Origin of the sequence: Lactobacillus laiwuensis, from assembly GCF_019972835.1 — a bacterium.
Taxonomy (GTDB): domain Bacteria; phylum Bacillota; class Bacilli; order Lactobacillales; family Lactobacillaceae; genus Lactobacillus; species Lactobacillus laiwuensis.
Map to the genome: position 1 here is coordinate 311660 of NZ_BPPB01000001.1, position 16538 is coordinate 328197.

Genomic DNA, 16538 nt, shown 5'->3' on the forward strand with positions numbered 1-16538 from the left:
ATGAATAAAAAAACTATTATTATATGTTGTGCATCCTCGATGATCACTTCAACATTAGCTTCTGAGAAAGTTAAAAGTATAGCCTCTGAGAATGGACTTCCTATGCCAAATATAATTCAATGTAAGTTTTCAGAAGTTCAGGGAAATCTAAAAACCAATAAAGTTGACTTTATTGTTCCAACTGGAAAATTGGACAAAAATGTCACAGAAAATATTCCTGTAATCCAGGCTACTTCTTTTGTAACTGGAGTAGGCGAAGAAAAAACTAGCGCCGAAATACTAAGGGCTTTAAAAGAATAAGGGAGAAAGTGTGAGAGTATGAATTGGGTAATTGCAGGCTTAAACTGGATTAGCGGCTTAGGGCCTATGGTAATGATGCCTATTGTGATCTTCATTTTGGGTATTATTTTTAAAGTAAAAATGGGCACACTAATTAAATCTTCACTAACAATTGGTGTTGGTTTTGCTGGCGTTAATATTGTAATTAATTGGTTTGTACAACAGGTAGGACCATCTGTCCATTTGATGGTCAAGCATTGGGGAATCCAAACAAGTATTATGGATGTAGGATGGCCAGCTAGAGCTGCCGCAACATGGGCATTTCCTTTGGCTGCGATTGTTGTATTTATTGTTCTTGCTTTAAATATATTAATGATAATTACTAAGACAACCAATACAGTTATGGTCGATTTTTGGTCATATAATCACTACATTTTTACTGGTGCTTTAGTTTGGTATTTAACCAAAAGTGCTGTTGCAGCATTAGTTGCCTCGGCTGTTGATGCTGCTATCAGTTTTAAACTAGCCGATTGGACAGCTCCTTTAGCACAAAAATATTTTGGTTTAGAAGGAATTTCATTTCCAACTGCAAATTCAGTTGGATGGGCTCCGGTGGCTTGGGCATTAAATAAACTATGGAGCATTATTCCTGGAATTAATAAGATTGATGGCAGACCGGAAAAGATACAAAAAAAGTTTGGCTTTGTTGGTGAACCATTGTTTATGGGTTTTATCATAGGAATCATTATTGGCGCACTAGCAGGTGAAGATATAGGTAAAATTTTAATTGTAGGAATGAGCACGTCAGCTACTATGGTTTTGACTCCCAAAATGATGCAAATTTTAATGCAGGGATTGATACCTTTTGCTAATTCTATTAAAGAACTACTTAATAAAAAGTTTCCAGGAAATAAGTTTACCATTGGAATAGATGCTGCTTTGACAGTAGCTAATTCATCAGCAATTGCTTGCGGAATTATTATGGTACCGATTACATTAATATTATCAGCTATTTTACCTGGAAATCGTCTGTTGCCGATTTCTGATATTGCTTACCAAGCTATGTGGCTGTCAGCTTGGCCTGTAGCATTTAGCAAAGGTAATGTTTTTAGAGGAATATTGTCAACTATTGTTATTACTTGCTTTGTTCTTTGGATTGGAACCGCTTTAGCTCCAATACATACACAACTTGCTATTGCTGGTGGTTTCCACTTAGCAAATGGAGTTAAATATATATCTACTGAGGATGCAGGTACACACATTGTAGGATTTATTATCTATAAAATAGCTGAATTATTTAAGATGATTTTTTAAAACTTGAGGAAAAATATGAAAATTTCAGATTTTATTGTTTACAAAGTAAAACCTAGATGGATATTTATAAAGATAAATACTGACGAAGGCATTTCTGGTTGGGGAGAGTTAGTTTCAGGGACGAAAACAGAAACAGTTGTTGCTGGAGCAAAAGAGATGTGCAGTAAGCTGATTGGAAAAAATCCACTTGAAATTGAAAGGATATGGCAACGCCTTCATAGATCTTTCTTTCGTGGAGGACCAATTAATGGAACCATAATATCAGGAATAGAAATGGCTTTATGGGACATTAAAGGTAAAGCCTTAAATTTGCCAGTTTATGAACTATTAGGTGGAGCCGTTAGGGATAAGATAAAAGTTTATTCATGGATTGGAGGAGATCGTCCATCAGATGTTGTGGCAATGGCCCAAGAACGTTGGGATAAGGGTTTTAGAGCAGTTAAAATGAATGCTACTTCTGAAATGCATTATGTTGATTCTTTAGAAAAAGTGAATGCTGCTGTCAAAAGAGTTGCCTCTATTCGTGAAAAATTTGGCAATGCTATGTCTATTGGCATTGATTTTCATGGGCGTGTACACAAACCAATGGCGAAAGTCTTAGCCAAAGCTTTAGAAGAATACCATCCTATGTTCATTGAAGAACCGGTCTTACCTGAAAATGAAGAGTATTTTGCTCAAATCTCAAATGAAGTTTCAACCCCAATTGCAACAGGAGAAAGATTATACACCAGATGGGGTTTCAAAAATATTTTTAAACAGGGAGCAGTTGATATAGTTCAACCTGATATTTCTCTTTGTGGCGGCCTACTGGAAGAGCGTAAAATAGCAGCAATGGCAGAGGCATACGATATGGCTGTTGCTCCACATGCTCCGTACGGCCCAGTAGCATTAGCTGCAACTTTTCAAGTTGATGCATGTACTCCGAATGTTTTTATTCAAGAACAAAGTCTAGGAATTCACTATAATCAAGGTTTTGACCTACTTGATTTTGTAAAAAACAAAGAAATCTTTCAGTATAAAGATAGTTTCGTTGACATTCCAAAAGGTCCAGGTCTTGGCATTGAAATGGATGAAGACAAAATTAAAGATGTCGCACAAGAGGGATTAGTGTGGAATAATCCGGCTTGGGTCAATGATGATGGCACTATTGCCGAATGGTAATAACTATGATTAATACTGTTAAAGGAACCATATCTTCAAATGATTTGGGCATTACTTATATACATGATCATCTCTTTGTAAATCCAAATCCCTTGCCTAAATATAAAGACTATGTTTTTGATGACTTAGATAAAAGCATTGCTGAGGCTATAGACTTTAAAAATAATGGTGGTAGTACGATCATAGATCTAACTCCGATAAACTATGGCAGAAATCCTATTGCTTTACAAAAAATTTCTGAAGGAGCAAACATTAATATAGGTTTTGTTACAGGATTCCACAAAGAAGAATTTATGCCAAAGTGGATTGATAAAATGTCGGATAAACAGATATTTGATTTTTTAGTTAATGAAATTGAAAATGGAGTAAGTTCACATCATCTGTTACCAGTTGCCATGAAAGCAGGAACAAGTTTTAAGCAAATAACAAAGAGCGAAAAAAGGATCCTACAAATTGAGGGCAAGGTTCAAAGGGCTACCCATATTCCTATGATTACTCATTGTGATAAAGGAACGATGGCTATGGAACAGGTTGAAATTTTAAGAGATCAAGGGGCAGACTTAAAGCATATTTGCTTAAGTCATGTAGATATTCCCAAAAATATAGACTATATTGAAAGAATATGTGATACTGGAGTAAATATAAGTTTTGACCATATTGGCCGTGAGTTAAGCACTAATGATAGAGATCGTATACAAATACTTTGTAAATTAGTTGAGGATGGCTATGTAGATCATATTTGTTTGTCAGGTGATATGGGAAGGAAATCATATTTTTTATCATACAAAGGTAAACCAGGATTGCGATATATTATTACAACATTAAAGCATTCGTTGGTGCCACTAATAGGTAATGATAATTTTGCTAAAATGGTTATTGATAATCCTAAAAAAGTACTAGGGAATTAATGATTCAAATGGACAAATAACAAAGAGTATAACAAGGAAGTTAGACTAATTACTTAGATATTTAAAGAGTCTTGGAAAAAACTCTAACCTAACTAAAAAAGGCCGACAAATCACGTCAATAAAACGTTGATTTGTCGGTCTTTTTAAATTGTGAAATTTTTTAATTTAACTTCAAAGAACATTTTTTCCCAGACTCTTTAAACAGCCAGAGAAGATTTCGAATGCGAAACAGAAAAATATAAAACCAAAAATCAGATAGGGAATCGCCCAAAATTTACAAACCATTTTTTCAAATTCCATCAGGCATACGAAAAAACATAAATATTTCTATGACTGATGCCCAAGATATTATCATAATTAATAAAATCTTTTAAAATCATTTCTCACAAAATTATATTTAAAAAGCCCGCAAAAATAATATCTTCCGGGTTTTGACATTTTAGATAACTTTTTAATGATTTGCAGCAAGGTAATCGTACAACTGATTAATTTCTTCAGGAGTAAACTCGCCTTCGCCAGTTTTCATTGCGTGAATTTTTTCAACTGACAAATGACTTGCAAAAGCTAAATCTGTATCAGTAACATGATGTTTTACTTGAAAATCGATAATTGCATCGGATAATTCTTCTAATTGCTGATTCATAATAAATTCTCCTTTACAATTTATTTTAGCGGAAAAATATTAAAATTCAAAGGAAATTAAAAACCCTGAATTTTATTAAATGGCCAATATCTGAATTTGACTTTGCCAACCAAATTTTGTCGTTTTACGGGACCAAAAATATGTGAGTCCTTAGATATATCACGGTGATCGCCCATTACCCAATAGTAACCCTTCGGAACTTTATAAGTAAAATTCGTCGTATATGTCTGTCCTTCAGCATTATTAGCCTTTTTGAAATGATTTTCTAGATATGGTTCAGGTAAAAGCTTGCCGTTGACATACATTTTATCGTTTTTAGAAACAAGTTTATCTCCAGGAAGACCAATTACACGCTTGATGTAATACGCCCCTGGGAGATCATTAGCTGCCTTAGGAGCAAGCAAAACAACAACATCATTACGCTGAGGAGTAAAATTACGCACCGCAATCAAACGGTCATTATCTTCAAAAGTCGGTTGCATAGACGGTCCAGAGACTCTGTCATTAGAAAGTACAAAATGGAATACAACATAGAATACACCTAAAATAACTGCCATCATTATGACAACGTCGAGAATAAATTTACCTAAGCTTTCTTGCTCTTCGTCTTGCTTTTTTGTTACTTTTTTCGCCATAAATTTTTTCTCCTTTATTATGCTACCCTTTATTATAACTGAAATCTTTCCGTTTGAATGTTAAAATCATTATAGGGATTTGATAATGATAAATTTTTTAAGTAAAATTAACCAATTAGATGATCAGCTTAATATTGAACAAGTGCATCATCAAGTCAAGGAAATTAATGATATTATTTCTATCGTGAGCCAAAAACAAGTTTTAAAAAAAGCGCCAGAAAAACTGGGGTTTTTACCAGATATATTTGAAGAAATATGTGGTAGTCTTTCGCAAACTAAAATTAAACAATTTAGAGCTATTAACCAGTTAATCAATAATTTAAGGCAATTTTTAGCTATAAACTTTGGCGTTTGGTCGCTACCTAATTTACAGACAGCTAAAACAATTACAGACAGTTTAAACATTAAAACCGGACTGGAAATTATGGCAGGTAATGCATATTGGAGCAAAGCTTTATCTGATGTAGGTGTTAAAATGACGGTCACAGATAACTTAGATTGGTCAAAAACTTCAAACACTGGTTCCAAGTCATTTATGTCAGTCGCAAATTTTGATGCCGCTAAGGCCGTTGAAATGTTTGGTAATGTTGATCTAATAATATGTTCTTGGGCTCCTAATTTTGGTAATAGCGATACAAAAGTTGTATCAACCTGGCAAAAGTTGAATGCAACAAGCCATCTGCTCTTTATAGGCGAAAAGAGCGGAGCGACCAATTCAGAGGCTTTTTGGCAAAAAGGATTAGTACATCATTCAAAAGAATTAAAACGAATTAATCAAACTTTTCCTAGTTTTGATTTTATTAATGAACACATTTTTGAGATAGCACATGAAATTTAAGAAAACTATTTTAATCGTCATTATATTTTTATCTTTTTTAGGTATCGGCAGTATGTTGTCAAATGTGCAGTCACGTGAAGCGAACCAGCTACTTGAGGCATATGGTTTAAGCAATAATACTCGCTATATTGAAGTCAAAAAAGATCAAGAAGTTAGGTCTTTCTTGACCTATTTGAAAAAAAGATTTCCTCAGAATAAAATTCAAGTTCATATGATTTCTAAATCTAAGAAAAATCAAACTCTCGTGTGGTCAAATCATGATGTGTTAAAATTACCGACCGAATCTGGAAGATACTTTACCAAAGATGATTTTAAAGGTCGTGTTTCTTTTGCAGTACTGGGTTTAAACGCAGAGGTTCCTACTTTAAAAACACAAGGAAACGAATATATTTATATAAACAAAAAATATTATACAGTAATAGGAACTTTAAAGCATTATCGGCAAATGAAACAAAATAGTTATTATTTGACTACTAGTCCAAAACAGCCAACAGGCAAATTCAAACTGCGTGATTATCAAATTATAATAGACAGTTCAGATAAAGTGATTCAACAAATCGCTAAGCATTATAAAGTAAAAGCTAAGACACCGGTTTTTGTAAAAAATCATCAGATACACCAGTTTTCAATTATTCGTGAAATTTTATTTATATTGTTATTTTTGTTAATTGCTGCAGCAAGTAACTTACTCTTAGCCTTTATGGATTGGAAAACTGTTAAACAAACAAATCTGAAAGGTAGTCTGTTACGAAATTGGTTAATCAATCATGGGGTTAGAATTTTGCTTGTTGAGCTTGTGCTTACTTTTGGTGCTTATCTCTTTTTGGTATGGCGTAAATTCGTTTCCAAACCACAGCATTTAATATGGCTCTTAATGATTAGTTGGATAATAATTTCTATTCTATACGGTTTAGGTATTCTGCACTTATTACGAAAGGAACAAAATAATGCCAAAACTGCCTGAAGATTTTATCAAAAAATATACTAAGCTTTTGGGTAAGCAAAAGGCTGACCAACTTTTTAATGCAATTAGTGAAAAATCCAAAAACGCATATCGAATTAATTCATTGAAAGAAAATCAAACTCTTTCTTATAGTCAAAGTGAAAAAATCCCACTAATTCCTGATGCTTATTACGGCAAAATAAGTGGAAAAGATCCTGAATGGGTGAGCGGAACAGTGTATTCACAGGAACCTGCTGCAATGTTTCCTGCTTTTTTTCTTGAAGCTCAACCCGGAGAAAAAATTCTTGATTTATGTGCAGCTCCCGGTGGCAAAAGTACTGCGATTGGCGCACAACTAAAAGGCCAGGGACTTTTGCTGGCAAATGAAATTTCGCTTAGTCGAGCAAAAATACTACGCGAAAATCTAGAACGTTGGGGAGTAGTCAATGCGCTAATTACGAGCGAAAAACCGGAAAAATTAACAAAATATTTTTCGCGGTATTTTGATAAAATTCTAGTTGATGCTCCTTGCAGTGGTGAGGGTATGTTTCGCAAAGACCCTCAAGCTATTGAGTATTGGTCACAGGATTACGTAATTTTTTGTCAGCAAAGGCAAAAAGAGATCTTGTCTGCTGCAGTTCAAATGCTTAAGCCAGGTGGAGAACTAATTTATTCAACTTGTACTTTTGCTCCAGAAGAAAATGAGCAAGTAGTTTCTTGGCTAACTAAAACTTTTGGTTTTACAATATTGCCACTAAAAATAGATGAACAATATATTGACCATGGTCATCCAGAATGGTCAGAAAATAATATTGAGTTAGCTAAAACAGCACGATTTTGGCCTACTGCCAATATTGGAGAAGGACAGTATGTGGCAAAATTAAGACTTGACGAAAAAATTAAGGAACAAACCTTCACGTCGACAAGCAAAAAGTCAAAACACCAAAAGAAATCACGAACTGCTTTAACCAAATCGGATGTACATTTGATTGCCAGCATACTAGATAAATTTAAGTTGCCATCAGAAATTGAGAACTGGCAAGTTAAATGTCAAGTACATAATAATCATGTTTTTATTCCTGCTATAAATACAAATTCTGATATACATCTTAAAATTTTAGCCAATGGCGTTGAGCTGGGGATTTTAAAGAAAAAACGTTTTGAACCAGGACATCAGCTGGCTATGGTCTTAGCCGGACAAAAGCAGAATAGGGTAGTTGACTTAAGTAGTAACAATTATTTAAAGTATTTGCATGGAGAAACTATTAAAACTGATTTAAATATGAATGGTTTTATTCTGGTCAGTTTTAAAAACCTTATCTTAGGTTTTGGCAAAGTAAGCAATCATATTATTAAAAACTATTATCCCAAAGGATTACGAATTTAGAGAAAGTAAAAAGAATGATTAAATTAATCGCTACTGATATGGACGGAACTTGGCTAACTGACCAAAAAACTTATGATCGAGAGTTATTTTTGCAAGAATTCCAAATAATGCAAAAAAGAGGCATAAAATTTGTAGTTGCAAGTGGAAACCAATTTGAAAATTTGTACTCCCGATTTCCCCAAGTGGCTAATCAGCTTTATTACATTGCTGATAATGGGGCACTCGTAGCTCAAGGCAGGCAAGTAATTCATGTTGAGTGCCTTTCTGCAGAAGACTGGCTCACGATTTTACAAATCATCCAAGAATATGATGAAAAAGTAACGGTTTCTGGTCTTGCAAGTGCATATATTTTAAAAAGTGATGGTCCTGAATATGCAGAAGATTTAAAAAAATATTATGAAAAACTGACAGTTGTTGATAGTTTTAATAATCTAGATGACCAAGTTTTTAAGGTAACTTTTGACGTTCCAGAAAATAGAATGGTTAAACTTTTAGAAGAACTTAAACGGGAATACCCTCAAATTGGTTTTGTTTCCGGTTCAGCTACATCAATAGATATGTCGACAAAAGGAATGAATAAAGCACGAGGTTTGCAATATTTGGGCAGCAAGTACAACATCAGTCCAAAGGAAATGGTTTCTTTTGGCGATAGCGGCAATGATGTGGGAATGTTAAAATATGCTGGTAGCAGTTATGCTACTGGAACAGCCCTTCCGAGTGCCAAAAAAGCTGCCAACCACATTATAGGATCAAGTAATGATAGCGCTGTTCAAAAGGAAATATGGCGTTTATTAAATTAAATTATTGTCAAAATAAAAATGAGTACCAAAATCCGAAAAATTTATGGTACTCATTTTTATTTATAATAACTGCTCAATAATAGTTTTTAGTGAAAAGTCATAATATTTATCAATCTTGGTCAAAGCAGAAAGATCGTTTTGACCGTAAATTGCAAGAAGACAGGCAAGTTCATATTGCCACTCTTCAATAAGATTTTGCAGGTAATCTGCATCATGCTTAAGTAATGCCTGTAAAAATACATTAGAAATTCCGACAAATTTTCCACCTAAGCAAAGACCCTTAAAAACATCTAACGGATTACGCACACCACCAGAAACAGTAAATTCAACTTTCTCTTTGGCTGCCATTAAACTCGAAATAACGGTGGGTAAGCCAATATTATTTAAATAAGAAACATTATTAGTATTACGTGCATTTTCTATCTGAGCGAAATTGGTTCCGCCACTTCCTGCAACGTCATAAAATCTAAAGCCTTCTTTTTTTAAGGAACGAATTGTTTCTCTGTCTAACCCAAAACCAACTTCTTTTATAATAATTGGAACTGTTACTTTCTGTCGCAACTCTTTTAAGTTATCAAGCCAATAAAAATCTCGATCTCCTTCTGGCATTGCTATTTCCTGTACCACATTTAGGTGTATTTGCAGAGCATCAGCACATAACTCCATGACAATCTTTTCAGCTTGTTCGGCTGAAGTCTTTGCATTAACATTTGCTATTAAAACACCATCAGTATCTTGCTGCCTGGCAATCAAAAAGCTATCAACTAAATCAGGTTCTTTAGTTAAAATACTGGCAGAACCTAATGCTAATGCAATATTTGTTTTTTCGGCTATTCGACCTAATTCTTTATTAATCAGATAAGATCTGTGAGAGCCACCAGTCATAGCATTAATAAAAAAGGGGGCCGCAATTTTTTTACCAAACATTGTAGTTTGTATTGCCCGAAGATCAACTTTAGTTTCTGGAAGTGCAGGGCGCACTAAATGCATTTGATCAAAACTATTTGGTTTTTCATTTTGATAAAATTTTTGTGCCAAATCCAAATGCTCTTCTTTACGATTAGATCTAATTGACATAATTTTCCCTTAATCAACAACCCGAATTTGGTGTACACGAAAGTCCAAAGGCATTATACCGTTTTGCCGCCATTTATCTTCAAGAAAAGCAGTATCTGTATTCCTGTCTGCAATTACTATGCCACAATCTCCGTTGCCAGCACCTGAAGTTTTAGCTGCACCACCAAATGATTCTGCAATGTTAATTAGTTTAGAAAGACGCGGTATCTCAATAGCAATTTGATTTATTTGCGCAAAATGCTGCAGAAGCTTACGGTTAACGCGAATTTGTTTTTTGATTAACTGAATATCATTATGCTCAAATCCGGCAATCATTTTAAGAACACATTTACGCGAAAGCCTGATAAATTCCTGGTATTGACCATTTAAAGCGGCTTTATTGGCATTAGTTTCATCAACTAGTCTTGAGGTGGATGCAGGTTTTTGACTCCAACCAATCATTAATTTAAGACCGGCAGGAGGGGTCAAAAGCTGAATTTTTAATCCAGGCCAAGCCTCATTCAGTACTTCAGATAAAGATTTGTGTGCTAATTCATCAGCAAGCCATTGCTTATCAAAAGTTTGAAAAGCAATCCAGCCACCATAAACACTTGCAGCGATGTCACCGGCTGAACCATTACCTTGCACAGAATAATGTGAAATGGCTGACAGTTTATAAACTAATTCATTGCTGAAAGGCACATTATAAAAACGAAGTATTGCTTTAACTGTTGCTACAGTCACTGCCGCACTGGAGCCTAAACCATATTTTTTGCCATCAGAAGAATCTAGATCAGAATTAACATATAAATCATATACTTTCATCTTGACTTTTTGCTCTAAACAAAAACGTTCCGTGTAAGAAATGGCGGCCAAAATATATTCAAAAGGATTATCACGGTTGTCGATTACCATTTTTGCTCCCCGTCTGACCCAGTGAATCGAACTTTGAGAATATTGTTTAGAATGGATTAATCCAGTTCCTGATTTTGACTTAATAATTGAAACACGGATAAACTGGTTAACTGCGACTAAGATAGCGGGACAATCCTGTTCCAGTACCGCGTATTCGCCAGCAATATATAATTTTCCGGGTGCTTGTTCTGTTATCAAAAGAATTAAATCTCCTAATCAATTAATTTATATTAATTAGTTCAGACATGAAATACCTGGACCAAAACTTGCATTTATTATGTTAACATTATCAAATTCGGATACAAACCTATTAGTAATATCTTTTACATTTTTTAATTGACTTAAGATTTTTATATTAGGTCCGGCATCTATTGTGAAGTAACATTCTATACCCTGGCTACGCAAATCAGCTACAAGTTTGATTGCTTTAATAGTTGCGGGTTCAAAATATGTGAAACCTGGTTGTGCACTTAAATTGACTGCATGCATTTCACAAGCATTCAGTTCTGCCAAACTGCCAATAGTTGAAAAATCATTTGCTTTAATAGCGCTAATCATTTGTTTTAATTCTGTTTGATTACGCGCAATCCAAGGCATAAAAAATGGCGAAGTTTGCGCCTGCTTCATCCCTTGAGTGGAAGACAAATCTTTTTGCTGGTTATTCAGCTCAACCACAAGCAATCGCAAATCTATGTCAGGCTTTTCATCTAAAGCATAGGCATAAGATGATTCATCATCGTGTCCTTTTCGCCAAATAGCAAAACCACCGTAAATTGACCTGCTGGCTGATCCTGAACCTAAACGAGCCAAACGGGAAAGTTCGACAGGAGACAAAGTAATACTGTAATGGACGCAAAAAGCTCCCGCTAAAGCCGCAAAAGCTGAACTAGAAGAAGCTAATCCTGCAGCTGTTGGAACATGATTATATGATTCAACTTTTAATTTGCCGGTCAAAGCAAATTTTTTTTGTAGCAATTTTAAAAAAGAAAAAACACGGCTGCTGCTTTGTCCATTTTGTTTGACGCCATTTAACCAAAATTGATTTTCTAAACTATCTGAAATCTTGGTGTCAGTATAAAATTTATCAAGTGTCATTGACAAGCTAGACATCAAAGGTAAACGTAAACCTGAATCTGCTTTGCCCCAATATTTGATCAGTGCAATATTTGTATGGGCACGAACTGTTTTTTCCATAAGAATTATATTTCCTCAATCCAACTATTTGTAGCTATTTTTTGACATTTATCTGCTATTTTGACAGCATCTTCATGATTTTGGCACAAGGCAATTACAATTCCGCCAAGCCCGCTACCAGATAATTTAAAACCTAATGCACCATTTGCAAGAGCAATTTTTTGCAAATGATCGATTTTTCCGGTTGAAAGATTAAATGAATGGAGTATCTCTTGTGCTCGATTAAAATATGAACCTACCTTTTCAGCGTCTTTTTTTAACCATGCTGATTTAGTTTCATCAGCCAATTTGCCTAATTCCTTGATATTTTCTTTACCACTGGGAACTTTTATCATCAAATCATGAACCTGATTAACTGCTTTTTTGGTACTGCCTAATTCACCAGTATCCATTATAAGTAAAGTTGCGCCTAATTTAGCTTTAATTGGCTTGGGACCATCTTTTTGATTAAAAAAGACCAGATAATCTGAATTAACCGTTGCAGCATCAAGACCTGAAGCTTTACCGTGATTAATCATTTCTGCATGATTAGTGATTTTAATTATTTCTTTTTCCGTTAAGTTAAGTTTGAAATAGGCATTCATTGCTCTGGTTGTAGCAAGAGCAACTGTGGCGCTTGAACCTAAACCACGTTCTATTGGAATCTCTCCTGTATAAGTTATTTTCAGAGTTTCATTACTGGCAGCTTTTGTCAGCATGGTTTTAACAACATATTTTAATCCGTCATATTCAGCTGGAGACATAAAAAAAGGCCCCTGATAATGAGCCGTATCCATCCACATTTGTTCTGCCGGTTCAACAGTAGTTTTGATATGCAATGATTTTATTGGCAGCGCTAACGCATCATAGCCGTAAACTACTGAATGTTCACCTATAAGAATAACTTTCCCGTGTGCTAAAAAACTTGATTTCATTTTATTTAAGATCCTTATTGTTTGTAAAAAATTTTGGTTCCTATGCTAAAATAATGACAAAGGAGAAGAGAACAGATGATCAAGATTTTAGTCGGTCGCCAAACCGATCCCATGCAAGAAAAAATTTTACAGGAAGCAGTACAAAATTATCAGCACTTTCCTGATCATAAAACTTTTGTCATCGTTCCTAACCACATTAAGTTTACCACAGAAGTCAGGGCAATAAATAGAGTGGCTACTAGTCAAAAGCATACTGAACAGTCTGTCAAAAATCTACAGGTTCTATCATTTTCTCGCTTAGCTTGGTTTTTCTTAAAAGATGCAAAAAAAGGTTTGCCAACAGAACTTGATAATGCTGCTGCGGCGATGCTGCTTGCAAAAATCATTGACCAAAAGAAAGACCAGCTGCACCTTTTTCAAACTACTGACTTAAATCCAGGCTTAATAAAACAATTATACGACACAATTTTGCAAGTTCGCGAAGGTAATTTGAACCTTGATGATATTGACCTAGATGCGCTTGAACTTGAAACCAAAAATAAGATCTCTGATCTTAAAATTATTTATTCAGCGTTCATTGAAGCCATCACAGGCAAATTTTCTACCTCAAACGAGATACAGCTGCAGTTAAATGAATTTTTAGCTACACAAAAAAATTTAGATCAAGCAGACTTTTACTTTAGCGATTTTTCTCATTTTTCTCTTCAGGAATGTCTAACCGTCAAATTACTAATGGCCAAAGCCCATAGCGTTACTTTGGCTTTTAAAACAAAAATGGGTGAAATTAACCCTAAACCTGAACCGGGAGACTATGATTACGTTATTCAAACTACCATCAATAAGCTATTGCAGTATATTAAAAATCATAGTCTAGCACATCAAATAATAAGCACAGCTGTCAATCATAGACCCAGTAAAAGAGAATTGCTTAACGAGTTTTGGACTGAGGCTGTTAGCAATGTTGGTGAGCTTAAGCAAGTGCAGCTTGTGCGTGCAGATAACAGATATGCAGAGGCGTATTACGTAGCTCATACCATTTACCAGCAAGTTGCACTGCAGCACTACCGCTACCGTGATTTCTTGGTTCTGGCACCGAATCTGCATGAATATGAAACTTATTTAACCCCAATTTTACGGCAGAATCAAATTCCTTTCTTTAATGACTTACAGCAAGAAATGAAGTATCATCCTCTGGTGGTTTTAATTGAGAATATTGCCCAATTATTGACTAGGCCTATGCAGACCCAAAACTTGCTGGCCATAATGAAAACCCGTTTAATAATACCTGACTGGTATCAAGATGAAACGGCTTATGTATATGATGTTGATCAATTAGAAAATTTTGTCCTCGCCCATGGCATCAACCATCATTTATGGCGGAGAAATTTTGCGGAATATATGGCTGCAGAAGTCATCGGATTAGATAAAATTCCTGAAGAAGTAAATAAAATAGAAAAATTAAAGGATTATTTTATTAAACAAATTACCCAGCTTTTTAATAATTTAAAAGAAGAAAAGGATACCCAAAAAGCTATTACGACATTTTTTAATTTTTTAATTACTAATAAGGTCAATGAAGTTTTAGAAAAATGGCGTGCTGCTGCCCAAGAAAGTGGTGCTTTACAAGAAGCCAGGCAGTCAGAGCAGGTTTGGGATCTTTTGATCAATCTGCTGCATGATTATCTATTAATTAACCCTGATAATTTTGATCTGGCAGGCTTTTTTGCAGTACTGATTAACGGTTTTAAGGAAGCTACTTTTTCGCAAATTCCAGCTACTCTGGACGCCGTAAATTTATCCGAAATGGGTATCGTTCAAGTTAGTGGCTACAAACAAGTTTTTATTATGGGGGCAACAGTTAACGGCTTACCACAAATGCAGAATACTCCAGGCTTTTTAAGTACAGAAAATCTGGCTGAATTAAAAAAAGATTTTGGCGAGGACTCCTATATTGAAGATAAACAACAGCTAAGCAATTGGGATCAAAATTACCAATTTGGTAATTGCCTAGCTTTAGCACAAGATAAGGTTTATTTATCGTATTCTTTAGCGAGTGATGAGGGTAGCACTGTGCAGCCTTCAATTTATTATGAAAGGTTTAAAACAGCAGGTGCACCAGAATTTTCGCAACACAATTTACCTGAAGAATATAGCCAACTGTTATCTTTTATAACCAATCCCCAAGCGAGTTTAGGATATCTAAGCTATCTTAACCAGGCAAAAGAAGACATTGATGTTAAAGAATTGTTAAAGCTAACCGCTAAACTTTTCCCGCAAAAAACAGCTAAAGTCATAAAGGGAAGTAACTTCATAAATGAACCCCAAAATATCGGTCCTGATTTGGCACAAAAATTATATGGGTCAAACCTTAATTCTTCGGTTTCTCAATTGGAAACTTTTTATGAAAATTCGTACGAATATTTTTTAACATATGGTTTACACCTTCATAAGAGATTTGAAAATGAATTTGATTTTATCCAAGCAGGCAATTATTTCCACGAAACTTTTGATCGTTTGGTTAAGGAACTAAATGACCGTTCACTTGATTTAAAAGAAATTGATGACGAAACACTTAATCAGTTACTTACAATTGCACGTACCAAAATGAAAAATGAGGCCAGATACCAGCAATTATTAAATGACCCATTCAATGAGTTCTTATTTAAATGCCTTGATCAAACTACTAGTAAAGTAGCAAGCAATTGGCATCATGCAGTTTCCAAAACCCCTCTGCGTGCTAAATATTCAGAGCTAAGTTTTGGAAAAGGTGAGCAGGTGCAGGGACTTAATTTTAAGGTACCGGACATTGAAGGCAATCATTACGTTAATTTAAGAGGCAAAATAGATCGGGTTGATTTAGCTCAGGTTCCTGATCAAAACAAATTAATTGCTCAAGTAATTGATTATAAGTCTTCCGCTAAAAAATTTGATCTGGGATTATTTTACCAGGGCATTTCTTTACAAATGGTTTCATATCTAGACGTCTTAACGCAAAACCACAAATTCTTTGCTGGTTCTGACCCACTCTCACTTTTAGGTGCTTTTTACCAAACGGTTACCAGACAAACTGAAAGGCTAAATAGCAATAAGTTGTATGACAGTAATTTGCAGATCAGAGATGCCAACTTAGACGGTCAAATTAAACTTAAATATACTGGTTTAATTAATGATGACCAGCTATTAATGCTCGCGGCTGAGCCTGACTTAAATAAACCACGCAGTACTTCTTCCATTTATGCCGGAGTCAGTTCTACAAAAGATGGAACTTTAAAGTTTGGTGGCAGTTATTTCAATAGTGATGAACTTGAATTATTGCTGAAATACGATGAAGAGCTTATTAAAGATGCCTCTAGTCAAATTTTAGCAGGAAAAATAAAGCTGAATCCCTATAAATATGGGAATGGAAAAAATGCCTTAACTTATTCAGACTTTCGTGATATTTTCTTTTTTGACGCCATGTTGAAAGAAAATAAGTATCATCAAGTAGGGAGCCTGAAAAGGGATGAACTACTGGAAAAGATTAAAAAACGGCTAAAGGAAGGAAATTAAAA

Annotated in this window: 15 protein-coding genes; 9 read left to right on the forward strand and 6 right to left on the reverse strand. The window is 34.8% G+C overall.

What is annotated here, in order from left to right; genetic code table 11:
• From LDM92_RS01510 to LDM92_RS01525, 4 genes are read left to right on the forward strand one after another with little or no spacing between them, the layout of a single operon-like run.
• Window positions 1-300: a PTS sugar transporter subunit IIB gene (locus LDM92_RS01510; protein ID WP_223901737.1), complete on the forward strand. Its 300-nt coding sequence runs from the start codon at window positions 1-3 to the stop codon at window positions 298-300.
• Between the two features lie 18 nt (window positions 301-318).
• Window positions 319-1593, forward strand: coding sequence for a PTS galactitol transporter subunit IIC (locus LDM92_RS01515; protein WP_223901738.1), 1275 nt, complete (start codon window positions 319-321; stop codon window positions 1591-1593).
• Between the two features lie 15 nt (window positions 1594-1608).
• Entirely contained in the window at window positions 1609-2754 is a 1146-nt protein-coding gene (gene dgoD, locus LDM92_RS01520) for a galactonate dehydratase (RefSeq protein WP_223901739.1), read from the forward strand.
• A gap of 5 nt (window positions 2755-2759) precedes the next feature.
• Window positions 2760-3662, forward strand: a complete 903-nt coding sequence (locus LDM92_RS01525) for a phosphotriesterase family protein (protein ID WP_223901740.1) — start codon at window positions 2760-2762, stop codon at window positions 3660-3662.
• Between the two features lie 451 nt (window positions 3663-4113).
• Here LDM92_RS01525 and LDM92_RS01530 read toward each other — a convergent pair whose 3' ends face one another.
• Both LDM92_RS01530 and lepB read right to left on the reverse strand, forming a co-directional pair.
• Window positions 4114-4305: an LBP_cg2779 family protein gene (locus LDM92_RS01530; protein WP_046324857.1), complete on the reverse strand. Its 192-nt coding sequence runs from the start codon at window positions 4303-4305 to the stop codon at window positions 4114-4116.
• Between the two features lie 56 nt (window positions 4306-4361).
• A complete protein-coding gene (gene lepB / locus LDM92_RS01535; protein ID WP_223901741.1) occupies window positions 4362-4940 on the reverse strand; it encodes a signal peptidase I in 579 nt (192 codons plus the stop codon).
• 85 nt (window positions 4941-5025) lie between these two features.
• Here lepB and LDM92_RS01540 point away from each other — a divergent pair, with 85 nt between their 5' ends.
• From LDM92_RS01540 to LDM92_RS01555, 4 genes are read left to right on the forward strand one after another with little or no spacing between them, the layout of a single operon-like run.
• Window positions 5026-5778, forward strand: a complete 753-nt coding sequence (locus LDM92_RS01540) for an SAM-dependent methyltransferase (protein ID WP_223901742.1) — start codon at window positions 5026-5028, stop codon at window positions 5776-5778.
• Window positions 5768-6742, forward strand: a complete 975-nt coding sequence (locus LDM92_RS01545) for a hypothetical protein (protein WP_223901743.1) — start codon at window positions 5768-5770, stop codon at window positions 6740-6742. The genes LDM92_RS01540 and LDM92_RS01545 overlap by 11 nt, the downstream gene beginning before the upstream one ends.
• Entirely contained in the window at window positions 6726-8108 is a 1383-nt protein-coding gene (locus LDM92_RS01550) for an RsmB/NOP family class I SAM-dependent RNA methyltransferase (RefSeq protein WP_223901744.1), read from the forward strand. Before LDM92_RS01545 ends, LDM92_RS01550 begins: the two co-directional genes overlap by 17 nt.
• Before the next feature lie 14 nt (window positions 8109-8122).
• On the forward strand, window positions 8123-8908 hold the full coding sequence (locus LDM92_RS01555) for an HAD family hydrolase (protein ID WP_223901745.1): 786 nt from the start codon (window positions 8123-8125) through the stop codon (window positions 8906-8908).
• 60 nt (window positions 8909-8968) lie between these two features.
• Here LDM92_RS01555 and fni read toward each other — a convergent pair whose 3' ends face one another.
• Genes fni through mvk form a run of 4 tightly spaced genes read right to left on the reverse strand, consistent with a single transcriptional unit; the run spans window position 8969 to window position 12987 of the window.
• Window positions 8969-9985, reverse strand: a complete 1017-nt coding sequence (gene fni / locus LDM92_RS01560; protein WP_223901746.1) for a type 2 isopentenyl-diphosphate Delta-isomerase — start codon at window positions 9983-9985, stop codon at window positions 8969-8971.
• Between the two features lie 9 nt (window positions 9986-9994).
• A complete protein-coding gene (locus tag LDM92_RS01565; RefSeq protein ID WP_045928093.1) occupies window positions 9995-11077 on the reverse strand; it encodes a phosphomevalonate kinase in 1083 nt (360 codons plus the stop codon).
• A 36-nt stretch (window positions 11078-11113) separates the two neighbouring features.
• On the reverse strand, window positions 11114-12073 hold the full coding sequence (mvaD, locus tag LDM92_RS01570) for a diphosphomevalonate decarboxylase (protein WP_223901747.1): 960 nt from the start codon (window positions 12071-12073) through the stop codon (window positions 11114-11116).
• Between the two features lie 5 nt (window positions 12074-12078).
• Entirely contained in the window at window positions 12079-12987 is a 909-nt protein-coding gene (gene mvk, locus LDM92_RS01575; protein ID WP_223901748.1) for a mevalonate kinase, read from the reverse strand.
• A gap of 75 nt (window positions 12988-13062) precedes the next feature.
• Between mvk and LDM92_RS01580 the strand changes: the two genes are divergently transcribed.
• Window positions 13063-16536: a PD-(D/E)XK nuclease family protein gene (locus LDM92_RS01580; protein ID WP_223901749.1), complete on the forward strand. Its 3474-nt coding sequence runs from the start codon at window positions 13063-13065 to the stop codon at window positions 16534-16536.
• Window positions 16537-16538 lie beyond the last annotated feature (2 nt).

Bases quoted from the DNA above. Each gene is read 5' to 3' on its own strand.
- LDM92_RS01525 (WP_223901740.1), top strand. From the start codon at position 2,760: ATGATTAATACTGTTAAAGGAACCATATCTTCAAATGATTTGGGCATT.
- mvaD (WP_223901747.1), bottom strand. From the start codon at position 12,073: ATGGAAAAAACAGTTCGTGCCCATACAAATATTGCACTGATCAAATAT.
- LDM92_RS01515 (WP_223901738.1), top strand. From the start codon at position 319: ATGAATTGGGTAATTGCAGGCTTAAACTGGATTAGCGGCTTAGGGCCT.
- mvk (WP_223901748.1), bottom strand. From the start codon at position 12,987: ATGAAATCAAGTTTTTTAGCACACGGGAAAGTTATTCTTATAGGTGAA.
- LDM92_RS01555 (WP_223901745.1), top strand. From the start codon at position 8,123: ATGATTAAATTAATCGCTACTGATATGGACGGAACTTGGCTAACTGAC.
- dgoD (WP_223901739.1), top strand. From the start codon at position 1,609: ATGAAAATTTCAGATTTTATTGTTTACAAAGTAAAACCTAGATGGATA.
- fni (WP_223901746.1), bottom strand. From the start codon at position 9,985: ATGTCAATTAGATCTAATCGTAAAGAAGAGCATTTGGATTTGGCACAA.
- LDM92_RS01510 (WP_223901737.1), top strand. From the start codon at position 1: ATGAATAAAAAAACTATTATTATATGTTGTGCATCCTCGATGATCACT.
- lepB (WP_223901741.1), bottom strand. From the start codon at position 4,940: ATGGCGAAAAAAGTAACAAAAAAGCAAGACGAAGAGCAAGAAAGCTTA.
- LDM92_RS01550 (WP_223901744.1), top strand. From the start codon at position 6,726: ATGCCAAAACTGCCTGAAGATTTTATCAAAAAATATACTAAGCTTTTG.
- LDM92_RS01540 (WP_223901742.1), top strand. From the start codon at position 5,026: ATGATAAATTTTTTAAGTAAAATTAACCAATTAGATGATCAGCTTAAT.
- LDM92_RS01545 (WP_223901743.1), top strand. From the start codon at position 5,768: ATGAAATTTAAGAAAACTATTTTAATCGTCATTATATTTTTATCTTTT.
- LDM92_RS01530 (WP_046324857.1), bottom strand. From the start codon at position 4,305: ATGAATCAGCAATTAGAAGAATTATCCGATGCAATTATCGATTTTCAA.
- LDM92_RS01580 (WP_223901749.1), top strand. From the start codon at position 13,063: ATGATCAAGATTTTAGTCGGTCGCCAAACCGATCCCATGCAAGAAAAA.